Source organism: Streptomyces sp. G5(2025) (genome assembly GCF_049542075.1).
Classification (GTDB): domain Bacteria; phylum Actinomycetota; class Actinomycetes; order Streptomycetales; family Streptomycetaceae; genus Streptomyces.
On record NZ_JBMUZT010000006.1, the window covers coordinates 4,707,108 to 4,728,927 of the forward strand.

Genomic DNA, 21,820 nt, shown 5'->3' on the forward strand with positions numbered 1-21,820 from the left:
CACCCACCTTTTCGTACTGCGACGACTATGAAGTGACGGTAGCAGGAGTCGCCGCTCATCCCGGGGCGGCCGTGCGGCGGGCGCCGGAGCCGTAGGCTGTTCGCGTGCTCTTGCTCGCTCTTGATACCGCAACGCCCGCCGTCACCGTCGCCCTCCACGACGGCTCCTCCGTCGTGGCCCAATCGAGCCAGGTGGACGCCCGCCGGCATGGGGAACTGCTGCTACCGGCCGTCGACCGCGTCCTCGCCGACGCCGGCCTGAGACTCGACGCCGTCACGGCTGTCGTCGCCGGGGTGGGCCCCGGCCCCTACACCGGACTGCGTGTCGGCCTGATGACCGCCGAGACGTTCGGCCTCGCGCTCGGCGTCCCCGTGCACGGCGTGTGCACGCTGGACGGGCTCGCGTACGCCTCCGGCATCGAGGCCGGCCCCTTCGTGGTCGCCACCGACGCCCGGCGCAAGGAGGTCTACTGGGCGCGCTACGACGACGCGCGCACCCGCGTGACCGACGCCGCCGTCGACCGGCCCGCGGACATCGCCGCCGAGGTCGAGGGCCTGCCGGCGGTCGGCGCGGGCGCGCTGCTCTACCCCGAGGTCTTCCCGGACGCCCGTGCCCCCGAGCACGTCTCGGCGGCGGCCCTCGCCTCCCTCGCCGCCGAGCGGCTCGCCGCGGGCGAGGAACTCCTGGAGCCGAGGCCGCTGTACCTGCGCCGCCCCGACGCCCAGGTACCGAAGAACTACAAGGTGGTCACCCCCAAGTGACCGGAGTGAACGCGGCCGTCGTGCTGCGCGAGATGCGCTGGTGGGACATCGACGCGGTGTTCGCCCTGGAGAAGGAGCTCTTCCCCGACGACGCCTGGTCGCGCGGCATGTTCTGGTCCGAACTCGCTCACGCGCGCGGGGCGCTGGCCACCCGCCGCTATGTGGTGGCCATGGACGGCGACCGCCTCGTCGGGTACGCGGGCCTCGCCGCCTCCGGCGACCTCGCCGACGTCCAGACCATCGCCGTCGCCCGCGACCACTGGGGCACCGGGCTCGGCGCCCGGCTCCTGACCGACCTGCTCCAGGCCGCCACCGCCTTCGAGTGCGCCGAGGTCATGCTGGAGGTGCGGGTCGACAACACACGCGCACAGAAGCTGTACGAGCGTTTCGGCTTCGAGCCCATCGGCTTCCGGCGCGGCTACTACCAACCGGGCAACGTGGACGCCCTGGTCATGCGTCGCACCGATCCCTCCACCCCCGTATCCGGCGTACAAGGAACCGAGATTCATGGCTGACTCGCGCGACGAACCCCTCGTCCTCGGCATCGAGACCTCCTGCGACGAAACCGGCGTCGGCATCGTCCGCGGCACCACGCTGCTCGCCGACGCCGTCGCCTCCAGCGTCGACGAGCACGCCCGCTTCGGCGGTGTCGTCCCCGAGGTCGCCTCCCGCGCGCACCTGGAGGCGATGGTGCCGACCATCGACCGCGCCCTGAAGGAAGCCGGGGTGAGCGCGAAGGACCTCGACGGCATCGCGGTGACCGCCGGGCCCGGGCTCGCGGGCGCGCTGCTCGTCGGCGTCTCGGCGGCCAAGGCGTACGCGTACGCGCTCGACAAGCCGCTGTACGGCGTGAACCACCTCGCCTCGCACATCTGTGTGGACCAGCTGGAGCACGGGCCGCTGCCCGAGCCGACCATGGCGCTCCTGGTCTCCGGCGGCCACTCCTCCCTGCTGCTCTCCGCCGACATCACCTCCGACGTGCGGCCGCTCGGCTCGACCATCGACGACGCGGCGGGCGAGGCCTTCGACAAGATCGCGCGGGTGCTGAACCTCGGCTTCCCGGGCGGCCCCGTCATCGACCGGTACGCGCGCGAGGGCGACCCGGAGGCGATCGCCTTCCCGCGCGGTCTCACCGGGCCGCGCGACCCCGCGTACGACTTCTCCTTCTCCGGACTGAAGACGTCCGTCGCCCGCTGGATCGAGGCGAAGCGTGCCGCGGGTGAGGACGTGCCGGTGCGGGACGTTTCGGCGTCCTTCCAGGAGGCCGTCGTCGACGTGCTGACCCGCAAGGCCGTACGCGCCTGCAAGGACGAGGGCGTCGACCACCTGATGATCGGCGGTGGCGTGGCCGCCAACTCGCGGCTGCGGGCGCTGGCCGAGGAGCGGTGCGAGAAGGCCGGCATCCGGCTGCGCGTGCCGCGCCCGAAGCTGTGCACGGACAACGGCGCGATGGTCGCCGCCCTCGGCGCGGAGATGGTGGCGCGCAACCGTTCGGCCTCGTCCCTCGACCTGTCGGCGGACTCGTCGCTGCCGGTGACGGAGCCGCACGTGCCGGGCCACACGCACGGGCATACGCACGACCATGACCACGTGCACGAGGTCAGCAAGGAGAACCTCTACTCGTGACCGTCGCGCTGATGTGGGAGGCCCGGGCCGCCGAGGGGCGGGGCGCGGAGCTGCTGGCGTGGGCGCGGGAACAGCGGTTCGACGTCGCGCCACTGCGCCGGGAGTACTTCCGCGCGCCGCGGGACCGGGTCCTCGTCATCACGTGGTGGGAGGCCGCGTACGACGCGAAGCTGCCGGAACTGCCGGAGCCCGCGCCGGAGTTGGTCACGCGCGCGGTGCACCGCTGGCGGTTCGAGTCGGTCGGCGACGCGGACTGACGCTCACGCCTGGCGGTACGTCAGCAGGTACCGCCAGAACAGCAGTTGCCGTACGCTGCCGCCGGGCAGGAGGCGGGCCGCCTCGGCGCGGATCTCGGGGAGCGTCATGTCGGGTCGGCGTACCGGGGCCTTGAGCGGTGGTGTGTACGTACCGCGCAGGCGTTCGCCCGTGTGGACCGCCAGTCGCGCCACGGCGTTGGCGGGCGACGCCGCGAGGTCCCACCACGTGATCCCGGAGTAGCAGCCGAGGACGAGCAGGGTGCCGCCGGGGGCGAGGGCCGCGCGCAGCCGTGTGACGGTGGCGAACGGCATGTGGTGCAGGCTCGCCAGGCAGGTGATCACGTCGTAGCGGCCCTCGGGAAGGTCCTCCGCGGTGACGTCCGCCCGCCGGTAGTGGGGCCCGCCGCCGGCCGCCTCCGCCGCGGCGACGACCTCCGCCGACGCGTCGAGCGCGTCGACGTCGTAGCCGCGCGCCGCGAGCAGGCGGGCGAAGCGGCCGGTGCCGCAGCCGACGTCGAGGGCGGTGCGGCCGTGCGGCGGCAGGAGCCTCAGGAGCAGCGGGTGGTAGTGGTCGTTGTGGTCGAAGGGCATGGCGGCGAGCCTGGCACGAGGCTCAGTCCGCCCGCTGGCGCCCGGCTTGCTCCTCCCGTCCCGCCCGGCCCAGCAACCCGTCGATCACCGCGCCCAGTTGGCGGCCCACGTCGTAGTCCTCGGTCAGCTCGGCCCACTGGTCCGCGAGCGCCGCGAGGTGGGGGAGTTCGGCCGCGTCCGCGTCCGTGAGCATGTCGGGGAAGTACCGCTTGCGGCCCGGATCCTCGGCGCGGCGCTCCATCGCGCGGCGGAAGACCAGGTCGCCGTGGACGCAGTGCCACAGGGTCCGGTACGCGCGGACCGCCTCCGCCGGGGTAAGGCCGCACGCGATGCCCGCGCCGACGATCTCCTCGACCATCCACAGGGCGCCCTTGTCGGTGAGGTCGCCGAGACTGAGCACCTCCACCACCCAGGGCATCCGCGCCAGCGTGCCGTGCATGTGCAGGGTGACGGCGAGGAGGCGCTCGCGGGGGTCGGACGGCAGGTCGGGGCGGGGGGCCGTGGCGGCGGTACCGGAGAGCGTGAGCATCAGGAGCTCGTCCTTGTCGCGCACGTGGTGGTACAGGGCCATCGGTGTCGTGCCGACCTCTTTGGCGACCCGGCGCATGCTCAGGGCCGCCACGCCCTCCTCCTGAAGGATGCGGCGGGCGGTCGCGACGATCGTCTCCGGTTCGAGGCGTCGGGGGCGCCCCGCGCGGCGCTTCCTCGGCTCTCCGGTTGCGTCTCCGGCTGTCCCTGGGTCCTTCTCTGCTGCCACCCGCCCATTGTCATGCCTGCCCGCGCGGCCAGGTCTTGCGGAGTTTCTATACGCGTATAGTAATGTGCCGCGCATGGTGAACAAGGTGAACTCGCGTGCCTCGCAAGGACGGTTACTGCCGGTGCTGCTCACCGTGCAGTTCCTCGTCTCCCTCGACATGTCCGTCGTCAACATCGCCCTGCCCGACATGGGTGACGACCTCGGCTTCGCCCCCGACTCGCTGCTCTGGGTCGTCAACGCCTACGCCCTCGCCTTCGGCGGCCTGCTCATGCTCGGCGGGCGCCTCGCCGACCTCGCCGGGCGGCGGCGCACCCTCCTGTGGGGCTTCGTCGTCTTCGGCGTGGCCAGTCTCGTGGGCGGGCTCGCCCTGACGCCGTGGCAGCTCGTCGCGGCCCGCGCGGTGCAGGGCGCGGGCGCGGCGGCGCTCGCCCCCGTCGCGCTCGCCCTGATCACCGTCAACTACGCGGCGGGGCCCGCGCGTTCCCGGGCGCTCGGGCTGTGGGGCGTCTCGGGCGCGCTCGGCGGCGCGGTCGGGATCATGGCGGGCGGGCTGCTCACCGACTGGGTGGGCTGGCGCTCCGTGATGCTCGTCAACGTCCCCGTGGTCGCCGCCGCCCTCCTGGCCTCGCGCCGCGGGGTGCCCGTCGACCGCCGCACCGGGCCCGCGCCCCGCCTGGACGTCACCGGGGCCCTGCTCGTCACGGCCGGGACGGCGGTGCTCGTACTCGGTCTCGTGCGCACGGAGACGTACGCCTGGGGGTCCGGCACCACGCTGGGCACGCTCGGCGCCGCGACCGTGCTGCTCGTGGCCTTCGTCGCCGTCGAGGCCCGCAAGCGGGAGCCGCTGCTGCGGCTCGGTCTGCTGGGGACCGCCCACCGGCCCGTGCTCTCGGCGAACGTCTTCGCGCTGCTGATGTCGTCGGGGCAGTTCGCCGCCTTCTACTTCACCTCGCTCTACCTCCAGGAGGTGATGGGGTACGGGGCGACGGCGGCCGGTGCGGCCTTCCTGCCGTTCTGCGCGGGTGTCGTGGCCGGGTCGATGGCCGCCACCCGGCTGATCGGCCGGGCCGGTGAGCGGGCACTGCTCGTGGCGGGCGGGTTGCTGGGGGCCGCCGGGTTCGGGTGGTTCGCGCTGACGGTCGAGGCGGGCGGCACGTTCCTGGGCTCCATCCTGGGGCCCTCGCTGGTCGCGAGCGTCGGCATCGGCATGTGCTTCGTCCCGCTGGGCACGGCGGCGACCAGCGGTGTGGCACCCGAGGAGACCGGCATGGCCTCCGGGCTGCTCAACAGCTCGCGCCAGCTCGGCGGCTCGCTCGGCCTCGCGGTCCTGGTCACGGTCGCGGCGAACGCCACGGGAGCGGGCACGGACCGGGCCTCCCTCGCCGAGGGGCAGGCGGCGGCCTTCGCGGTGTCCGCAGGGCTCCTGGTGGCGGCCGCGCTGGCGACGGCGGTGGTGCACGGCCGGCGCCCGTCATCGCCCGCACCACCGCCCCAGGACCCCGCCCCGGACCCTGTTGCCCGCGCCCACAGCTCCCGCATCGAGGCTCCGCCCCGGGCCCCGCTCCTCAAGCGCCGGCGGGGCTGACATCTCGGAGCCCGCGGGTCGGCTGTGGCTGGTGGCGCAGTTCCCCGCGCCCCTTACGGGGCCGGGTGTCCGATCAGCATCGCCGGCGCCCCCGCCACGCGCGTCAGGAACACCGTCGCCGCGTTCTTGCCCTGCGGCTTCACCTTCCGGCGCAGCTCCTCCGGTTCGACCGCCGAGCCGCGCTTCTTCACGGTGAGGATGCCCACCTCCCGCTCGCGCAGCAGCGCCTTCAGCTTCTTCACGCCGAAGGGAAGCTGATCGGTGATCTCGTACGCGACGGCATACGGAGTCGTACGCAGCTCGTCGGAGGTCACGTACGCGATGGTCTCGTCGATCAGTCCGCCGCCGACCCGGGCCGCGACCTCGGCGACCAGGTGCGCGCGGATGACGGCGCCGTCCGGCTCGTACAGGTACCGTCCCACGGGGCGCACCCCAGGGTCGGGCAGCATGGTGGCGAGGGGGCTGTGCAGGGAGACGTCGCGGGGCAGGAGCGTCGCGCGGTGCGAGGCGGGGGAGTCCGTGCCGAACCACAGCACGGCCTCCTTCACGTCGCCGCCGTCCGAGATCCACTCGGCCTCGGCCTCGGCGGGGACCGCCCCGTGCGGGATGCCGGGGGCGATCTTCAGCGCGGCGCGGGGGGCCTCGCGGGCCGCCTCGACCGCCCAGGACAGCGGCGGGGAGTAGGACTCCGGGTCGAAGATGCGGCCCCGCTTGGAGGAGCGCCGCGCCGGGTCCACGAACACCGCGTCGTACGCCGAGGTGTCGACGTCGGTGACATCGGCCTCGCGCACCTCGATCAGGCCGGCGAGGCCGAGCGCCTCCGCGTTGGCCCGGGCGACCGCGCACGTCAGCGGGTCGCGGTCGACGGCGAGTACGGAGATCCCGGCCCGCGCCAGGGCGATCGCGTCGCCGCCGATGCCGCAGCACAGGTCCGCGAGGGAACGCACCCCGAGGGCCTTGAAGCGCTCGGCCCGGTGCGCGGCGACGGAGGCGCGGGTGGACTGCTCGACGCCGTTCGGTGTGAAGAACATCCGGGCCGCGTCCTCGGCGCCGAACTTCGCCGCGGCCCGCCGGCGCAGCCGCGCCTGGGCGAGGGCGGCGGAGACCAGCGGCGCCGGGTAGGCGCGGCGCAGCCGGGTGGCGGCGGCGAGTTCCTGGGCGGGTTCGACATCCCGCACCTCGTCGAGCAGGGCCCGGCCGGTGCCGGTGCGCAGGGCGGCGAAGGCGGCGAGGGGGTCACCGGGACCGGCGTCGCCGCAGGCGTGGCCGGCGGCGGGGCTGCTCGGTGTGTTCGGGGCGTTCACCTGCCCCATTGTGGGCCAGTCGGTGGATGGTGCGCGGCGGGCGGCGGTGTCGGCCGCCGGGTGCGGCGGTGAGCTGCGAGGATCCGGCGCCATGCAACTCGTACGACAAAACGAAGAATCCGCCGTAAGACGGAAGAATCAGGCGCGTGCCGTGGTGGCCGCCCTGGCCGTCGCGGCGGTCGCCTCGGGCTGTGTCTCCGAGGTCGGCTCCGGCGGCGTGGCGCCCGCTCATGGCCAGCAGCCGCTCCAGGCCCCGCCCGCCCGGGCCCTCGACTCCTACGCCCGCCAGCTCGGCGCCGCCCAGGCGGCGCGGGTCGCCGCCGCCAAGCGCTGGGGCCTCGCCAAGACGCCGCTGACCGCGCCCCCGCCGCCCGCGAAGAAGCCGCGCCTGACCACCCGCAAGGGCTTCGAGGTCAAGGGCCAGGCGAAGCTGCCGCCCGTCTTCACGACGATCCCGACCAAGAAGAAGGTCGTCTTCCTGACCATCGACGACGGTGCCGAGAAGGACCGGGCGCTGCTGCGGATGATGAGCGACCTGAAGATCCCCTACACCGCCTTCCTCAGCGACTACCTGGTCAAGGAGGACTACGGCTACTTCAAGACGATGCAGGACCGCGGTGTCGTCCTGAACAACCACACCCTCCACCACCCGTACCTGCCCAAACTGTCGTACGAGCGCCAGCGCCGCGAGATCTGCGGCATGCAGAACGTCATCGAGAAGCGCTACGGCAAGCGGCCCGAGCTCTTCCGGCCGCCGTACGGGAACTACAACCGGGACACGCTGCGGGCCGCCAAGTCCTGCGGCATCAAGGCGGTGCCGCTGTGGAACGCGGAGGCCTTCGCCGACCGCATGGCCTACCGCGAGTGGGACCGTGACCTGCATCCCGGCGACATCATCCTCACCCACTTCCGGGGCCGCGAGGACTGGAAGGGCACCATGCCCGACATGGTCCGCCGGGTCATGAAGACGGTCACGGACAAGGGCTACGCGGTGGCCCGGCTGGAGGACTACCTGTGACCCGGCGGGCGCGGGCACACCGCCGCCTCCTCGCCGGGGCCCTGCTGTGCGGAGTACTCGCGCCCGCGCTGCTGACGGCCTGCGCCGAGTCGGTCGATCCGATCGAACGCCTGGGCCGCAAAGCCGCGGAGAGACTGCCGCCGCGCAAGCCTGACGGCTCCCGCTGCGGGCAGGCCCTAAAGACGCGGCCGCCCCACGCGAACGACACGAAGGAAACGCCGGGGGAGGAACCCCGGACCCCGCGGAGCCGTTGTCCGGACAAGGCCACTCCCGCGCCCGCCCGGCCACGGGGCACCCCCTCCCCGTGAAGCCGGAACACGTAAAGCCCGACGCCGCCGATTGGCACTCCGCTTGACCGAGTGCTAATCGCCGTCCTAGTCTCGCTTCTGGCACTCCCCGTTGGAGAGTGCCAACAGCGACGGGCAGGTCCGGCACCCGCGACGACGGATCCACCTGGTCGCCACACCTCAGACTTGACCCCGTGAGATCTCCGAAGGGGGAGACCGGATCGTGACGACCACCAGCTCCAAGGTTGCCATCAAGCCGCTTGAGGACCGCATTGTGGTCCAGCCGCTCGATGCCGAGCAGACCACGGCCTCCGGCCTGGTCATTCCGGACACCGCCAAGGAGAAGCCCCAGGAGGGCGTCGTCCTGGCCGTGGGCCCGGGCCGCTTCGAGAACGGCGAGCGCCTGCCGCTCGACGTGAAGACCGGCGACATCGTGCTGTACAGCAAGTACGGCGGCACCGAGGTGAAGTACAACGGCGAGGAGTACCTCGTCCTCTCGGCTCGCGACGTGCTCGCGATCGTCGAGAAGTAGTTCACCCGAAGCAGAAGCATTGCTTTTCGAGCTGCGCCCCTGGTCACCCCGCTGATTGCCGGGCGGCGAGGGGCGCAGTTCGTTCACCCGAGTTTTCGAGAGGGCTGAATCGCTCCCATGGCGAAGATCCTGAAGTTCGACGAGGACGCCCGTCGCGCCCTTGAGCGCGGCGTCAACAAGCTTGCCGACACGGTCAAGGTGACGATCGGCCCCCGCGGCCGCAACGTCGTCATCGACAAGAAGTTCGGCGCCCCCACCATCACCAACGACGGCGTCACCATCGCCCGTGAGGTCGAGGTCGAGGACCCGTACGAGAACCTCGGCGCCCAGCTGGTGAAGGAGGTGGCGACCAAGACCAACGACATCGCGGGTGACGGCACCACCACCGCCACCGTGCTGGCCCAGGCCCTGGTCAAGGAAGGCCTGCGCAACGTCGCCGCCGGCGCCTCCCCGGCCGCCCTGAAGAAGGGCATCGACGCCGCCGTCAAGGCCGTCTCCGAGGAGCTCCTCGCCACCGCCCGGCCGATCGATGACAAGGCCGACATCGCGGCCGTCGCCGGTCTGTCCGCCCAGGACCCGCAGGTCGGCGAGCTCATCGCCGAGGCGATGGACAAGGTCGGCAAGGACGGTGTCATCACCGTCGAGGAGTCCAACACCTTCGGCCTGGAGCTCGACTTCACCGAGGGCATGGCCTTCGACAAGGGCTACCTCTCGCCGTACATGGTCTCCGACCAGGAGCGTATGGAGGCCGTCCTCGACGACCCGTACATCCTGATCCACCAGGGCAAGATCTCCTCCATCCAGGACATGCTGCCGCTGCTTGAGAAGGTCATCCAGTCCAACTCCTCGAAGCCGCTGCTGATCATCGCCGAGGACGTCGAGGGCGAGGCCCTGTCGACCCTGGTCGTGAACAAGATCCGCGGCACCTTCAACGCCGTCGCGGTGAAGGCCCCCGGCTTCGGTGACCGCCGCAAGGCGATGCTCGGCGACATGGCCACCCTCACCGGTGCCACCGTCATCGCCGAGGAGGTCGGCCTCAAGCTCGACCAGGTCGGCCTGGACGTGCTCGGCACCGCCCGCCGCGTCACCATCACCAAGGACGACACCACGATCGTCGACGGCGGCGGCAACAAGGCCGACGTCGAGGGCCGCGTCGCCCAGATCAAGGCCGAGATCGAGGCCACGGACTCCGACTGGGACCGCGAGAAGCTCCAGGAGCGCCTCGCGAAGCTGGCCGGCGGCGTGTGCGTCATCAAGGTCGGCGCCGCCACCGAGGTGGAGCTGAAGGAGAAGAAGCACCGTCTGGAGGACGCCATCTCCGCGACCCGCGCCGCGGTCGAGGAGGGCATCGTCTCCGGTGGCGGCTCCGCGCTCGTCCACGCCGTGAAGGTCCTTGAGGGCAACCTCGGCAAGGACGGCGACGAGGCCACCGGTGTCGCCGTCGTCCGCCGCGCCGCCGTCGAGCCGCTGCGCTGGATCGCCGAGAACGCCGGCCTGGAGGGTTACGTCATCACCTCCAAGGTCGCCGAGCTGGACAAGGGCTTCGGCTTCAACGCCGCGACCGGCGAGTACGGCGACCTGGTCAAGGCCGGCGTCATCGACCCGGTCAAGGTCACGCGCTCCGCGCTGGAGAACGCCGCGTCGATCGCCTCGCTGCTCCTTACGACCGAGACGCTGGTCGTCGAGAAGCCGGCCGAGGACGAGGCGGAGGCCGGACACGGCCACGGTCACGGTCACTCGCACTGATCGCTGCCGCTCCGCCTGAACGGTGTACCGAGGCCCGGCTTCCCCTCGCGGGGGAGCCGGGCCTCGGCCTTTTCCGGGGTGCGGCTGCCGGGTTGCTGTGCGTCGCCGGGTGCGGGTTGTTCCTGGCCGGTCGCGCAGTTCCCCGCACCCCTGACGGGGCACGGCCCCTTTAGGGGCTCGCGGCCCGCCCAGGGCCAGGGCTACTGGGGGCCGTACTTCCGCCCTCTACGCGACGTGACCCCGCCCAGCAGAGACCTGGGCGTCAGTTTGGCGACGCCCATCAGCGCCTTGTACCGCGGGTCCGGGATCGAGACCGTCCGGCCCCGCGCCAAGTCGGCCAGCGCCGCCGCCACCAGCTTGTCCGCGTCGAGCCACATCCAGTTGGGGATGTTGGACGTGCCCATCCCCGCCCGCTCGTGGAACTCCGTCCGCACGAAGCCGGGGCACAGCGCCATCAGCCGCACCCCGGAACCGGCCAGGTCCTTTGCCGCGCCCTGCGTGAACTGCACGACCCAGGCCTTGGAGGCCCCGTACGTACCGCGCGGCAGGAACGCCGCGACCGACGCGACGTTCACCACGCCGCCCCGGCCCCGCTCCCGCATCGATTCCACGGCCGCCGACGTCAGGCGCAGCACCGCCTCGCAGTGCACCTTGAGCATGGTCAGCTCGTCGGCCATCGGGACTTCCAGGTACCGGCCCTTGTTGCCGAACCCGGCGTTGTTGATCAGCAGATCGACCGTGTCCCTGCGGTTCGAGAGCCGCTTCTCCACGGCTTCGATGCCCTCGTCCGTGGCGAGGTCGGCGGTGAGCACCTCCGCCTCGATGCCGTGCCGGTCGTGCAGCTCGGTCGCCTGTTCCCGCAGCCGCTTGGTGTCGCGCGCCACCAGGACGAGGTTGTGGCCGTCACCGGCGAGGCGTCGCGCGAAGGCGGCGCCGATGCCGGCGGTTGATCCCGTAATCAGAGCCGTAGTCATGGCCCAAGGCTAGTGAGGTCCGACGACGGCCGCGCCGCACGGACGCCATGCCTCCGGATCACGAGACCTCCGCGCCGGAGCGCGCCGCGTACTTGCGCGCCCGCTCCGCCACCTCGGGATGCAGCGCCTCGCCCGCGGCGAGCAGCCGCGGCAGCAGCGTGTTCTCCGTCGTGACGGCGCGGAACTGGAGGGCGACGGTGACCTCGTGCGCCGGCCGGTGCAGGATCTCGACCGGGTCGCCGGCCTTGATCTCACCGGGCTCGATCACCCGGAAATAGGCGCCGGGAACGCCTTCCAGGGTGAACCGCTTCACCCACCCCCGCTCGCCGAGGTGGCCCTGGAACGTACGGCAGGGGATACGGCCGCTCGTCACTTCGAGCACCAGGTCGGCGCCGACCCGCCAGCGCTCGCCTATCCTCGCGCCGCTCACGTCGAGCCCGGACGTCGTGAGGTTCTCGCCGAAGGAGCCGTCGGGCAGGGAGCGCCCGAGCTTGTCCTCCCAGGCGTCGAGGTCCTCGCGCGCGTAGGCGTACACCGCCTGGTCGTTCCCGCCGTGGTGGCGCAGGTCGGCGACCGCGTCGCCGGCCAGGCCGCTGCCTGCGACGCCCTTGGGGCCCGGCGCGGTCACCTTGACCGGTCCTGACGCCGGGCGCTTGGCGATGCCGGTGCGGCCGGAGGGGGCATCCGTGTACGAGGCGGCTTCGGGACGGCCCAGATTCACAGAGAGAAGCTTCATGATCCCGCAGCGTAGGTCCACCCAACCCAAAGGCGCGACCGAATATTTCGCCTCAGGCCCAAGCATCGCTTATGATCGGAATCATGATCGAGGCCCGTCATCTCCGTGTCCTGCGCGCCGTGGCCGCCACCGGCTCCTTCTCGGCGGCGGCCCGCGAGCTCGGCTGCACCCAGCCCGCCGTCAGCCAGCAGATGAAGGCCCTCGAAGCCTCGACCGGTACGCCGCTGCTCATCCGCACCGGCCGCGAGATGCGGCTGACGCAGGCGGGCGAGGCCCTGGTCAGGCATGCCACGGGCATCCTCGCCGGCCTCACCGCCGCGGAGGAGGAGATCGCCGCCATCGCGGGCCTGCGTGCGGGCCGGGTCCGCCTCGTCTCCTTCCCGAGCGGCAGTTCGACACTGGTGCCCGGCGCCCTCGCCGCGCTGCGCGCGGCCCACCCCGGCACGCGCGTCTCCCTCGTGGAGGCCGAACCGCCGCGCTCGGTGGAGATGCTGCGCGAGGGCGACTGCGACGTGGCGCTGGCCTTCCGGTACGAGGGGCGGCGCGAAGCGCCTCAGGGCAAGGGCGCCGGTGCGTCCGCCGGCGAGGAGTGGGACGACCTCGTCGTACGCCCCCTGCTCGCGGACCGGCTCGTCGGGCTCGTGCCCGAGGGGCACCGGCTCGCGGGGGCCGACGCGGTGACCATCGGGGAGTTCGCCGATGAGCCGTGGATCGCGGGCTGCCCGCGCTGCCGGCGGCAGTTGGTGGAGGTCTGCGAGGGGGCCGGCTTCGTGCCCCGGATCGATTTCGCGACCGACGACTATCCGGCGGTGATCGGGCTGGTCGGCGCGGGCCTCGGGGTGGCCGTACTGCCCGAGCTCGCGATCGAGTCGGTGCGCCCCCGGGGTGCCCGCACGGTGACGGTGGAGCCTGCCGTGCGGCGGGAGATCGTCGCGCTCACCCTGCCGGATCTGGCGCAGGTGCCGGCCGTCGCCGCCACGCTGGACCACCTCGCGCGTGCCGCGACCCGCTGACCGCCGGGCGGGGGCGCCGGACCTGCTTGGAGAAACGTTCCTTCAGGGGTGTGACGCGGTTCTGTCCACCGACGCGGACGCCGTGACCAGGCGGTTGCGGGCCCGCCCCATGAGTTCCTCGCGCTCGTCCTCGGTCAGTCCGCCCCACACGCCGTACGGCTCGCGCACCGCGAGTGCGTGAGCGGCGCACTCCGCGCGCACCGGGCACCGCATGCAGACCTCCTTGGCGGAGTTCTCTCGTGCGCTGCGCGCCGCGCCCCGCTCGCCCTCCGGATGGAAGAAGAGCGAGCTGTCGACCCCGCGGCAGGCCGCGAGGAGCTGCCAGTCCCACAGATCTGCGTTCGGTCCGGGAAGGCGGGAGAAATCTGCCATTGCTGGTCCCCTTGAAGCCGTTCTGACGCGGGTACGGTGCCCACGACCGTACATCTACTATCTAAGGAGATGAAAATATGACTCATTGCGAATCTAGCCACAGACACCGGTAAATGGGAAGAAAAGCCGCTAAATGGGGCATAGCTTGTGATGAAACGTTGAGGGTCTGCCGCACGCTCTGCTCTGTGTTCGGGCCCTCACGTAGAGTGCCGAAGATGACTGGCAGCCCCGTAACTCTTTCGGGTGACCGTCGTTGAGAGGGCGGAGGCGGTTGAAAGAACAAGCGCTCGGGCAGGTGTCCGAGAGCGTCAACCGCACAGGTGACGAATAAGTACCAGCCTGGAGGCTCAAGGTGACGCGCAGCAGCTGTGAGAGCCGCGGAGGACAGTCATGACATCCGTCCTCGTCTGCGACGACTCCCCGCTTGCCCGAGAGGCGCTCCGCCGGGCGGTCGCGACCGTGCCCGGCGTCGAGCGTGTGACGACGGCGGCCAACGGCGAGGAAGTCCTCCGCCGCTGGGGCGCCGACCGCTCGGACCTGATTCTGATGGACGTACGCATGCCCGGTCTGGGCGGCGTGGAGACCGTCCGGCGGCTGCTGTCCGCCGACCCCGGTGCGCGCATCATCATGCTCACCGTCGCCGAGGACCTCGACGGGGTCGCGCTCGCGGTGGCCGCCGGTGCCCGCGGCTATCTGCACAAGGACGCCTCGCGCGCCGAACTGCGGGCGACGGTCACGCAGGCGCTCGCCGACCCGACGTGGCGGCTCGCCCCGCGCAGACTGCGCTCGGCCGAGATGGGCGCCGCGCCCACGCTCACCGCGCGTGAGATCCAGGTCCTCGAAGGCATGAGCCACGGCCGGTCGAACGCGGAGATCGGACGCGAGCTCTTCCTCTCCGAGGACACGGTGAAGACGCACGCCAGGCGGCTCTTCAAGAAGCTCGGCGCCTCGGACCGGGCACACGCGGTGGCGCTCGGTTTCCGCTGGGGTCTGGTCCGCTGAGTGCGCCGCAGCGGGGGCGCGGTGCTCCCCGCCCGCCGCTCGGTGGGCGGGGCGACGGACGCCCGCTTTCGACCTTTTCGGGAGCGGTTGCCGTCGCTTCGCCGCCGATGCCGCATCCTTGAGGTGTGGAGTTCCTCGGGGACGAGTCGATCGAGCGGGAGGGGAGGGCGCAGGAGATGAGTTCCGGCGCACCTGCTCATAACGCTTCAGTGCACAACTACGGACGCGGTGCCACGGATCAGTCGCCACCAAGGCACCATGGACCGATGCGCGATGACAAGACGACGGTGATCGGTGCCCTCGTCCTTCGCGCCGTCGACGGCGACGAACAGGCCACGCACGACCTGCTGGCGCACGTGCACCCGCTGGCGTTGCGGTACTGCCGCGCCCGGCTGTCCCGGCTGCCGGGTGACGCGCGGCACTTCGTGGAGGACCTGGCGCAGGAGGTCTGCGTCGCGGTGCTCCTCGCCCTGCCGCGCTACAAGGACACGGGACGGCCCTTCGAGGCGTTCGTCTTCGCGATCGCCGCGCACAAGGTGGCCGATCTGCAGCGCGCGGCGATGCGCCGTCCCGGATCCACCGCCGTGCCCTCCGACGAGATGCCCGAGCGGCCCGACGACTCGCTCGGCCCGGAGGAGCGCGCCCTGCTCAGTAGTGACGCGGAGTGGGCCAAGAAGCTCCTCGCCAACCTTCCGGAGAACCAGCGCGAGCTGTTGCTGCTCAGGATCGCGGTCGGGCTCACGGCCGAGGAGACCGGACAGATGCTGGGCATGTCGCCCGGGGCGGTGCGGGTGGCCCAGCACCGGGCACTGAGCCGCCTGCGGGCGCTCGCCGAGCAGTAAGTCGAGCAGTAAGTACTGAGGGTCGTACCACAGCGGGCACTGACGTACGAACGTACAAAGCTGCTCGATGATCTTGATCGTGGAATGAGACACCCTCGGTTCCCGTTAGCATGGACATCCGCACCGATCAAGGCCATTTGGGGAAGGTGTCATGACTGCAAACGGCGGTTCTTCGACTGGGGTGCCCGAGAAATTCGCGACACTCGGGCTGACCTACGACGACGTGCTGCTGCTGCCGGGCGCGTCGGACATGGCGCCCGACCAGATCGACACTTCCTCGTTCATCTCGAAGAACGTGCGCGTCAACGTCCCGCTGCTGTCGGCCGCGATGGACAAGGTCACCGAGTCCCGCATGGCGATCGCCATGGCGCGGCAGGGCGGCGTCGGCGTGCTGCACCGCAACCTCTCCATCGCCGACCAGGCCAACCAGGTCGACCTGGTGAAGCGCTCCGAGTCCGGCATGGTCACCGACCCCATCACCGTGCACCCGGACGCGACGCTCGGTGAGGCCGACGCGATCTGCGCGAAGTTCCGCATCAGCGGCGTCCCGGTGACCGACGCGGCGGGCAAGCTGCTCGGCATCGTCACCAACCGCGACATGGCCTTCGAGAACGACCGCAGCCGTCAGGTCCGCGAGGTCATGACGCCGATGCCGCTGGTCACCGGCAAGGTCGGCATCTCCGGCGTGGACGCCATGGAGCTGCTGCGCCGCCACAAGATCGAGAAGCTGCCGCTGGTCGACGACGCGGGCATCCTCAAGGGCCTCATCACGGTCAAGGACTTCGTGAAGGCCGAGAAGTACCCGAACGCCGCCAAGGACGGCGAGGGCCGCCTCCTGGTCGGCGCCGCCGTCGGTGTCGCGGGTGATGCCTTCGAGCGCGCCCAGGCGCTGGTTGCCGCGGGCGTCGACTTCATCGTCGTCGACACCGCGCACGGCCACTCCCGTCTGGTCGGCGACATGGTCGCCAAGATCAAGTCCGACGCCCCGGGCATCGACGTCATCGGCGGCAACATCGCCACGCGCGAGGGCGCCAAGGCGCTCATCGACGCCGGTGTCGACGGCATCAAGGTCGGTGTGGGCCCCGGCTCCATCTGCACGACGCGTGTCGTCGCCGGCATCGGCGTCCCGCAGGTGACGGCCATCTACGAAGCCTCGCTCGCCGCCAAGGAGGCCGGTGTCCCGGTCATCGGCGACGGCGGCCTGCAGTACTCCGGAGACATCGCCAAGGCGCTCGTCGCCGGCGCGGACACGGTCATGCTGGGCTCGCTGCTCGCCGGCTGCGAGGAGTCCCCCGGTGAGCTGATGTTCATCAACGGCAAGCAGTTCAAGTCGTACCGCGGCATGGGCTCGCTCGGGGCCATGCAGTCCCGCGGCGACCAGCGCTCCTTCTCCAAGGACCGCTACTTCCAGGAGGGCGTCGCCTCCGACGAGAAGCTGGTGCCCGAGGGCATCGAGGGCCAGGTGCCCTACCGCGGCCCGCTCTCCGCGGTCGTCCACCAGCTGGTCGGCGGTCTGCGCCAGTCGATGTTCTACGTGGGCGGACGCACCGTCCCCGAGCTCCAGGCCAACGGCCGCTTCGTCCGCATCACGTCCGCGGGGCTCAAGGAGAGCCACCCGCACGACATCCAGATGACGGTCGAGGCGCCGAACTACAGCCGTAGCAAGTAGTCTCCTGCGCTCCACGCGCGCGTGGAGGGGCGGTCCCGCTCACCGGGGCCGCCCCTTCCGTGCGTGTCGGGGATACTGGACAGGCAGACCAAGAGGGAAAGGCCCCACAACGTGACTGAGATCGAGATCGGGCGCGGCAAGCGCGGCCGCCGCGCGTACGCCTTCGACGACATCGCCGTCGTACCGAGCCGGCGCACCCGCGACCCGAAGGAGGTCTCGATCGCGTGGCAGATCGACGCCTACCGCTTCGAGCTGCCCTTCCTGGCCGCTCCCATGGACTCGGTGGTCTCCCCGCAGACCGCCATCCGCATCGGTGAGCTGGGCGGCCTCGGCGTCCTGAACCTCGAAGGCCTCTGGACGCGGTACGAGGACCCGCAGCCGCTGCTCGACGAGATCGCCGAGCTGGACTCGGAGACCGCCACCCGGCGCCTCCAGGAGATCTACTCCGCGCCGATCAAGGCCGACCTCATCGGGCAGCGCATCAAGGAGGTGCGCGACTCCGGTGTGGTCACCGCCGCCGCGCTCTCCCCGCAGCGCACCGCCGAGTTCTCCAAGGCGGTCGTGGACGCCGGGGTCGACCTCTTCGTGATCCGCGGCACCACCGTCTCCGCCGAGCACGTCTCCGGCGCCGCCGAGCCGCTGAACCTCAAGCAGTTCATCTACGAGCTCGACGTGCCGGTCATCGTGGGCGGCTGCGCCACCTACACCGCCGCTCTGCACCTGATGCGCACGGGCGCCGCGGGTGTCCTCGTCGGCTTCGGCGGCGGCGCCGCGCACACCACGCGCAACGTCCTGGGCATCCAGGTCCCGATGGCCACCGCCGTCGCCGACGTCGCGGCCGCCCGCCGCGACTACATGGACGAGTCCGGCGGCCGTTACGTGCACGTCATCGCCGACGGTGGCGTGGGCTGGTCCGGCGACCTGCCCAAGGCCATCGCGTGCGGCGCCGACGCCGTGATGGTGGGCTCCCCGCTGGCCCGGGCCACGGACGCGCCCGGCAAGGGCCACCACTGGGGCATGGAGGCCGTCCACGAGGACGTGCCGCGCGGCAAGAAGGTCGACCTCGGCACGGTCGGCACGACCGAGGAGATCCTCACCGGTCCCTCGCACATTCCGGACGGTTCGATGAACTTCTTCGGGGCGCTGCGCCGCGCGATGGCCACGACGGGCTACAGCGAGCTCAAGGAGTTCCAGCGCGTCGAGGTGACGGTCGGGGACTCGCAGCACAAGCGGTGACGCTCGCGCCGAGCGTGTGACCGAGGTGAGGCCCGGACGCCTATGCGTCCGGGCCTCACGCGTACGTGCACGCGCGCGTGCCTAGAGGCGGTGCGCCGCGCCCGCCGGGGTCGCGCCGCGCGTGTCGAGGAGCAGCTGCGCCTTCACGGCCAGTCCCTGGAGGTCGTACGTGCGGTGGTGCTGGAGCAGGATCGTGAGGTCGGCTTCGGCCGCCGCCTCGTAGAGGGAGTCCGCGCGCGGGACGGGGCGGCCCAGGACGCTCCAGTTGGGGACGTAGGGGTCGTGGTAGCTGACGGCGGCGCCCAGCTCCATCAGACGGGTCGCCACCTCCTGGGCGGGGGCGCCCTGTTGGTCGGCGAGGTCGGGCTTGTAGGTGACGCCGAGGAGCAGGACGCGGGCGCCGCGGACGGACTTGCCGTGTTCGTTGAGCAGCGTCGCCGAGCGCTGGATGACGTACTGGGGCATGCGGTCGTTGACCTGCTGGGCCAGTTCGACCATGCGCAGGGGGCGGGCGCCGCGGGACGGGTTCGGGATGTCCAGAGGGACGCCGTGGCCGCCGACGCCGGGGCCGGGGCGGAAGGCCTGGAAGCCGAAGGGCTTGGTCTCCGCGCAGCGGATGACGTCCCACAGGTCGATGCCCAGGTCGTGGCAGAGCACCGCCATCTCGTTGACCAGGGCCATGTTGACGTGCCGGTAGTTGGTCTCCAGGAGGTGCACGGTCTCGGCCTCGCGGGGCCCTCGGGCGCGTACGACCTTGTCGGTCAGGCGGCCGTAGAAGGCGGCCGCCGATTCGGTGCAGGCCGGGGTGAGGCCGCCGATGACCTTGGGGGTGCACGCGTAGCCGTGTGAGCGGTTGCCGGGGTCGAGGCGGCCCGGGGAGTAGGCGAGGTGGAAGTCGCGGCCGGCGCGCAGACCCGAACCGGATTCGAGGAGCGGCCGGACGAATTCCTCGGTGGTACCCGGGTACGCGGGAGATTCGAGGATCACGGTGGTGTGCGGGCGCAGACGTGCGGCCAGGGCCCGTGCGGCGTCGGCGACCTGGCTCAGGTCGAGCGAGCGGTCGGCGGCGGGCGGGGTGGGCGCGCAGATGACGGCGGTACGCACCCGGCCGAGCGGGGCCGGGTCGGTGGTCGGCCGGAAGCCCCCCGAGAGCATCCGGCGGACGTCGGCGGCGGTGAGGGTGCCCTCGGCGCCGTCGCAGGGCAGGCGGCCGCCCGCCAGGTCGGCGGCGCGGGCGGGGTCGTAGCCGATGGTGGCGATGCCGCGCGCGACGGCGGCCTGGGCGAGGGGCAGGCCGAGGTGGCCGAGACCGATGACGGCGAGATCTGCGGGCATGGCGGTGGGCCGTCCTCCCAATAGCCGGAGCGGGACGAGCGCGCAAGCCCTGTGGACAAGGGGGACCAGCGCAATGTCAGACTAGGAGTAAATATGACCGTTTTGTGGCATTGCACTGCTGTGCCGGTCCGGAGTGTTGTCCACAGGCTGCGGACGAGATCGGCGAGGGCGAAGGAAATCTGGGCATGATGTGAGTCCGACCACACCCGATCACAGCGGGAGGCAGCGGTGAGGACAGCGACACTGGGGCCGGCGGAGCGTGCCGAGTCACTTGCGGGAATGGCCGACAGGGAGCTGGACATCCTGGTGGTCGGCGCGGGGGTGGTCGGCGCCGGGACCGCCCTCGACGCGGTGACCCGCGGACTGTCCACCGGCCTCGTCGAGGCCCGCGACTGGGCCTCGGGCACGTCGAGCCGGTCGAGCAAGCTGATCCACGGCGGGCTGCGCTATCTGGAGATGCTCGACTTCGCGCTCGTCCGGGAAGCGCTGAAGGAGCGCGGCCTGCTCCTGGAGCGGCTCGCCCCGCACCTCGTGAAGCCGGTGCCGTTCCTCTACCCCTTGCAGCACAAGGGCTGGGAGCGGTGGTACGCCGGATCGGGCGTCGCGCTGTACGACGCCATGTCGATGTCGCGCGGACACGGCCGCGGCCTGCCCATGCACCGCCACCTGACGCGCCGCCACGCCCTGCGGGTCGCCCCCTGCCTGAAGAAGGACGCGCTCGTCGGCGCGATGCAGTACTACGACGCCCAGATGGACGACGCCCGCTATGTCGCCACCCTCGTGCGCACCGCGTCGGCGTACGGCGCGAAGGTCGCCAACCGCGCGCGCGTCACCGGCTTCCTGCGTGAGGGCGAGCGCGTGGTCGGCGCCCGGGTGCAGGACGTGGAGGGCGGCGGGGAGTACGAGGTCCGCGCCAAGCAGATCGTGAACGCCACCGGCGTGTGGACGGACGACACCCAGGCCATGGTCGGGGAGCGCGGGCAGTTCCACGTCAGGGCCTCCAAGGGCATCCACCTGGTCGTCCCCAAGGACCGGATCAGCTCCACGACCGGCCTGATCCTGCGGACCGAGAAGAGCGTCCTGTTCGTCATCCCCTGGGGCCGGCACTGGATCGTGGGCACGACCGACACGGACTGGGACCTCGACAAGGCCCACCCGGCCGCGTCCAGCGCCGACATCGACTACCTGCTCGAACACGTGAACTCGGTGCTCGCGGTGCCGCTCTCCCGCGACGACGTCCAGGGGGTCTACGCCGGCCTCCGGCCGCTGCTCGCCGGTGAGTCGGACGCCACGAGCAAGCTGTCGCGCGAGCACACGGTCGCGCACCCGGCGCCCGGCCTGGTCGTCATCGCTGGCGGCAAGTACACGACGTACCGGGTGATGGCCAAGGACGCCGTCGACGAGGCCGTGCACGGTCTGGACCAGCGGGTCGCCGACTGCGTCACCGAGGACATCCCCCTGGTCGGGGCCGAGGGGTACAAAGCGCTGTGGAACGCCCGCGCGCGGATCGCCGCCCGGACGGGCCTTCATGTCGTGCGCGTGGAGCACCTGTTGAACCGGTACGGCGCGCTGGCCGAAGAGGTGCTCGAACTCGTCACCACCGACCCGAAGCTGGGCGAACCCCTGCCGGGGGCCGACGACTACCTCCGGGCCGAGGTCGTCTACGCCGCGTCGCACGAGGGCGCCCGGCACCTCGACGACGTCCTGACGCGGCGGACGCGCATCTCCATCGAGACGTTCGATCGGGGCACGCGCAGCGCCCGGGAGTGTGCCGAGCTGATGGCGCCGGTCCTCGGCTGGGACAAGGGCCAGATCGATCGGGAGGTGCAGCACTACGAGAAGCGGGTGGAGGCCGAGCGGGAGTCGCAGCGTCAGCCGGACGACCTGACGGCGGACGCGGCGCGGCTGGGCGCGCCGGACATCGTGCCGCTCGGTTAGCCGGGCGACTCCGTGTGCCGGCCTCGGGAAGCGGCGCGCCGGGGCGTACGGGCCTTGCCTCACGGGGTTGTTGAGGCTCCGTGAGGGAGGGCTGACGGCGGGGGCGGAGGGGGCGTGGGGGTGGTGCGGACCGCTCGCGGGGCAGGAGGGCCGCGGCCGGGGCCTTGCCGGGACCGGTGAGCAGCGGAAGAGTGGCATCCAGGGCCGACGCCGTGCGGTGCGGCTGGCCTGCCGTCAGG

The 21,820-nt window shown here is 71.8% G+C and carries 21 protein-coding genes; 14 read left to right on the forward strand and 7 right to left on the reverse strand.

Translation table 11 applies throughout. From position 1 onward, the window contains the following. Window positions 1-104 precede the first annotated feature (104 nt). The 4 genes from tsaB to ACOBQB_RS32355 are packed head-to-tail and all read left to right on the forward strand — an operon-like array spanning window position 105 to window position 2,644. Window positions 105-761 (forward strand): tRNA (adenosine(37)-N6)-threonylcarbamoyltransferase complex dimerization subunit type 1 TsaB, encoded by a 657-nt coding sequence (gene tsaB, locus ACOBQB_RS32340; RefSeq protein WP_423596747.1) that lies wholly within the window; start codon window positions 105-107, stop codon window positions 759-761. 32 nt (window positions 762-793) lie between these two features. Beyond that, window positions 794-1,276 carry a ribosomal protein S18-alanine N-acetyltransferase gene (gene rimI, locus ACOBQB_RS32345; protein ID WP_423598903.1) on the forward strand — a complete coding sequence of 161 codons (483 nt, stop codon included), beginning with the start codon at window positions 794-796 and terminating at the stop codon, window positions 1,274-1,276. Next, entirely contained in the window at window positions 1,269-2,387 is a 1,119-nt protein-coding gene (tsaD, locus tag ACOBQB_RS32350) for a tRNA (adenosine(37)-N6)-threonylcarbamoyltransferase complex transferase subunit TsaD (RefSeq protein WP_423596749.1), read from the forward strand. Before rimI ends, tsaD begins: the two co-directional genes overlap by 8 nt. Further along, on the forward strand, window positions 2,384-2,644 hold the full coding sequence (locus ACOBQB_RS32355; RefSeq protein ID WP_423596751.1) for a hypothetical protein: 261 nt from the start codon (window positions 2,384-2,386) through the stop codon (window positions 2,642-2,644). The genes tsaD and ACOBQB_RS32355 overlap by 4 nt, the downstream gene beginning before the upstream one ends. Before the next feature lie 3 nt (window positions 2,645-2,647). Here the strand turns inward: ACOBQB_RS32355 and ACOBQB_RS32360 are convergent, their stop codons facing one another. Further along, window positions 2,648-3,235, reverse strand: coding sequence for a class I SAM-dependent methyltransferase (locus tag ACOBQB_RS32360; RefSeq protein ID WP_423596753.1), 588 nt, complete (start codon window positions 3,233-3,235; stop codon window positions 2,648-2,650). Window positions 3,236-3,257: 22 nt separating this feature from the next. After that, a complete protein-coding gene (locus ACOBQB_RS32365) occupies window positions 3,258-3,992 on the reverse strand; it encodes a TetR/AcrR family transcriptional regulator (RefSeq protein ID WP_423596755.1) in 735 nt (244 codons plus the stop codon). Window positions 3,993-4,065: 73 nt separating this feature from the next. On the opposite strand from ACOBQB_RS32365, the gene ACOBQB_RS32370 reads away from it, so the two are divergent. Beyond that, entirely contained in the window at window positions 4,066-5,577 is a 1,512-nt protein-coding gene (locus ACOBQB_RS32370; protein WP_423596757.1) for an MFS transporter, read from the forward strand. 53 nt (window positions 5,578-5,630) lie between these two features. Here the strand turns inward: ACOBQB_RS32370 and ACOBQB_RS32375 are convergent, their stop codons facing one another. Then, a complete protein-coding gene (locus ACOBQB_RS32375) occupies window positions 5,631-6,890 on the reverse strand; it encodes a class I SAM-dependent methyltransferase (RefSeq protein WP_423598905.1) in 1,260 nt (419 codons plus the stop codon). 82 nt (window positions 6,891-6,972) lie between these two features. On the opposite strand from ACOBQB_RS32375, the gene ACOBQB_RS32380 reads away from it, so the two are divergent. The 3 genes from ACOBQB_RS32380 (at window position 6,973) to groL (ending at window position 10,464) form a co-directional block, all read left to right on the forward strand. Beyond that, window positions 6,973-7,899, forward strand: a complete 927-nt coding sequence (locus tag ACOBQB_RS32380) for a polysaccharide deacetylase family protein (RefSeq protein ID WP_423596759.1) — start codon at window positions 6,973-6,975, stop codon at window positions 7,897-7,899. A 510-nt stretch (window positions 7,900-8,409) separates the two neighbouring features. Then, on the forward strand, window positions 8,410-8,718 hold the full coding sequence (groES, locus tag ACOBQB_RS32385) for a co-chaperone GroES (protein WP_017239619.1): 309 nt from the start codon (window positions 8,410-8,412) through the stop codon (window positions 8,716-8,718). A gap of 117 nt (window positions 8,719-8,835) precedes the next feature. After that, window positions 8,836-10,464, forward strand: coding sequence for a chaperonin GroEL (gene groL, locus ACOBQB_RS32390; RefSeq protein ID WP_423596762.1), 1,629 nt, complete (start codon window positions 8,836-8,838; stop codon window positions 10,462-10,464). A gap of 200 nt (window positions 10,465-10,664) precedes the next feature. Here the strand turns inward: groL and ACOBQB_RS32395 are convergent, their stop codons facing one another. Together ACOBQB_RS32395 and ACOBQB_RS32400 are read right to left on the reverse strand one after the other, a co-directional pair. Further along, window positions 10,665-11,438 carry an SDR family NAD(P)-dependent oxidoreductase gene (locus ACOBQB_RS32395; protein ID WP_423596764.1) on the reverse strand — a complete coding sequence of 258 codons (774 nt, stop codon included), beginning with the start codon at window positions 11,436-11,438 and terminating at the stop codon, window positions 10,665-10,667. Window positions 11,439-11,496: 58 nt separating this feature from the next. Beyond that, window positions 11,497-12,174, reverse strand: a complete 678-nt coding sequence (locus tag ACOBQB_RS32400; RefSeq protein ID WP_423596766.1) for an MOSC domain-containing protein — start codon at window positions 12,172-12,174, stop codon at window positions 11,497-11,499. Window positions 12,175-12,257: 83 nt separating this feature from the next. Between ACOBQB_RS32400 and ACOBQB_RS32405 the strand changes: the two genes are divergently transcribed. Continuing rightward, window positions 12,258-13,187: a LysR family transcriptional regulator gene (locus ACOBQB_RS32405; RefSeq protein WP_423596768.1), complete on the forward strand. Its 930-nt coding sequence runs from the start codon at window positions 12,258-12,260 to the stop codon at window positions 13,185-13,187. 42 nt (window positions 13,188-13,229) lie between these two features. On the opposite strand, the gene ACOBQB_RS32410 is transcribed toward ACOBQB_RS32405, so the two are convergent. After that, window positions 13,230-13,559, reverse strand: a complete 330-nt coding sequence (locus ACOBQB_RS32410) for a WhiB family transcriptional regulator (protein WP_423596770.1) — start codon at window positions 13,557-13,559, stop codon at window positions 13,230-13,232. 390 nt (window positions 13,560-13,949) lie between these two features. On the opposite strand from ACOBQB_RS32410, the gene ACOBQB_RS32415 reads away from it, so the two are divergent. From ACOBQB_RS32415 to ACOBQB_RS32430, 4 genes are all read left to right on the forward strand, one after another. Continuing rightward, window positions 13,950-14,561, forward strand: a complete 612-nt coding sequence (locus ACOBQB_RS32415; RefSeq protein WP_003948568.1) for a response regulator transcription factor — start codon at window positions 13,950-13,952, stop codon at window positions 14,559-14,561. A 266-nt stretch (window positions 14,562-14,827) separates the two neighbouring features. Further along, the gene (locus ACOBQB_RS32420; RefSeq protein ID WP_423596772.1) at window positions 14,828-15,403 is read left to right on the forward strand and encodes a sigma-70 family RNA polymerase sigma factor; all 576 of its coding nucleotides are present in this window, start codon (window positions 14,828-14,830) and stop codon (window positions 15,401-15,403) included. Between the two features lie 151 nt (window positions 15,404-15,554). Then, complete coding sequence (gene guaB, locus ACOBQB_RS32425) at window positions 15,555-17,072, forward strand: IMP dehydrogenase (RefSeq protein WP_423596774.1); 1,518 nt, start codon at window positions 15,555-15,557, stop codon at window positions 17,070-17,072. 111 nt (window positions 17,073-17,183) lie between these two features. Then, window positions 17,184-18,308 (forward strand): GuaB3 family IMP dehydrogenase-related protein, encoded by a 1,125-nt coding sequence (locus ACOBQB_RS32430; protein ID WP_423596776.1) that lies wholly within the window; start codon window positions 17,184-17,186, stop codon window positions 18,306-18,308. Between the two features lie 81 nt (window positions 18,309-18,389). Here the strand turns inward: ACOBQB_RS32430 and ACOBQB_RS32435 are convergent, their stop codons facing one another. After that, complete coding sequence (locus ACOBQB_RS32435) at window positions 18,390-19,643, reverse strand: nucleotide sugar dehydrogenase (RefSeq protein ID WP_423596778.1); 1,254 nt, start codon at window positions 19,641-19,643, stop codon at window positions 18,390-18,392. 228 nt (window positions 19,644-19,871) lie between these two features. Here ACOBQB_RS32435 and ACOBQB_RS32440 point away from each other — a divergent pair, with 228 nt between their 5' ends. After that, window positions 19,872-21,581: a glycerol-3-phosphate dehydrogenase/oxidase gene (locus ACOBQB_RS32440; protein WP_423596780.1), complete on the forward strand. Its 1,710-nt coding sequence runs from the start codon at window positions 19,872-19,874 to the stop codon at window positions 21,579-21,581. Window positions 21,582-21,820 lie beyond the last annotated feature (239 nt).

Excerpts from the sequence above, each read along its gene's own strand:
- ACOBQB_RS32415 (WP_003948568.1), top strand. The coding sequence starts at position 13,950 with ATGACATCCGTCCTCGTCTGCGACGACTCCCCGCTTGCCCGAGAGGCG.
- groL (WP_423596762.1), top strand. The coding sequence starts at position 8,836 with ATGGCGAAGATCCTGAAGTTCGACGAGGACGCCCGTCGCGCCCTTGAG.
- guaB (WP_423596774.1), top strand. The coding sequence starts at position 15,555 with ATGACTGCAAACGGCGGTTCTTCGACTGGGGTGCCCGAGAAATTCGCG.
- ACOBQB_RS32375 (WP_423598905.1), bottom strand. The coding sequence starts at position 6,890 with ATGGGGCAGGTGAACGCCCCGAACACACCGAGCAGCCCCGCCGCCGGC.
- ACOBQB_RS32420 (WP_423596772.1), top strand. The coding sequence starts at position 14,828 with ATGCGCGATGACAAGACGACGGTGATCGGTGCCCTCGTCCTTCGCGCC.
- ACOBQB_RS32370 (WP_423596757.1), top strand. The coding sequence starts at position 4,066 with ATGGTGAACAAGGTGAACTCGCGTGCCTCGCAAGGACGGTTACTGCCG.
- ACOBQB_RS32400 (WP_423596766.1), bottom strand. The coding sequence starts at position 12,174 with ATGAAGCTTCTCTCTGTGAATCTGGGCCGTCCCGAAGCCGCCTCGTAC.
- ACOBQB_RS32405 (WP_423596768.1), top strand. The coding sequence starts at position 12,258 with ATGATCGAGGCCCGTCATCTCCGTGTCCTGCGCGCCGTGGCCGCCACC.
- ACOBQB_RS32410 (WP_423596770.1), bottom strand. The coding sequence starts at position 13,559 with ATGGCAGATTTCTCCCGCCTTCCCGGACCGAACGCAGATCTGTGGGAC.
- tsaD (WP_423596749.1), top strand. The coding sequence starts at position 1,269 with ATGGCTGACTCGCGCGACGAACCCCTCGTCCTCGGCATCGAGACCTCC.
- ACOBQB_RS32380 (WP_423596759.1), top strand. The coding sequence starts at position 6,973 with ATGCAACTCGTACGACAAAACGAAGAATCCGCCGTAAGACGGAAGAAT.
- ACOBQB_RS32360 (WP_423596753.1), bottom strand. The coding sequence starts at position 3,235 with ATGCCCTTCGACCACAACGACCACTACCACCCGCTGCTCCTGAGGCTC.
- ACOBQB_RS32395 (WP_423596764.1), bottom strand. The coding sequence starts at position 11,438 with ATGACTACGGCTCTGATTACGGGATCAACCGCCGGCATCGGCGCCGCC.
- ACOBQB_RS32435 (WP_423596778.1), bottom strand. The coding sequence starts at position 19,643 with ATGCCCGCAGATCTCGCCGTCATCGGTCTCGGCCACCTCGGCCTGCCC.
- rimI (WP_423598903.1), top strand. The coding sequence starts at position 794 with ATGCGCTGGTGGGACATCGACGCGGTGTTCGCCCTGGAGAAGGAGCTC.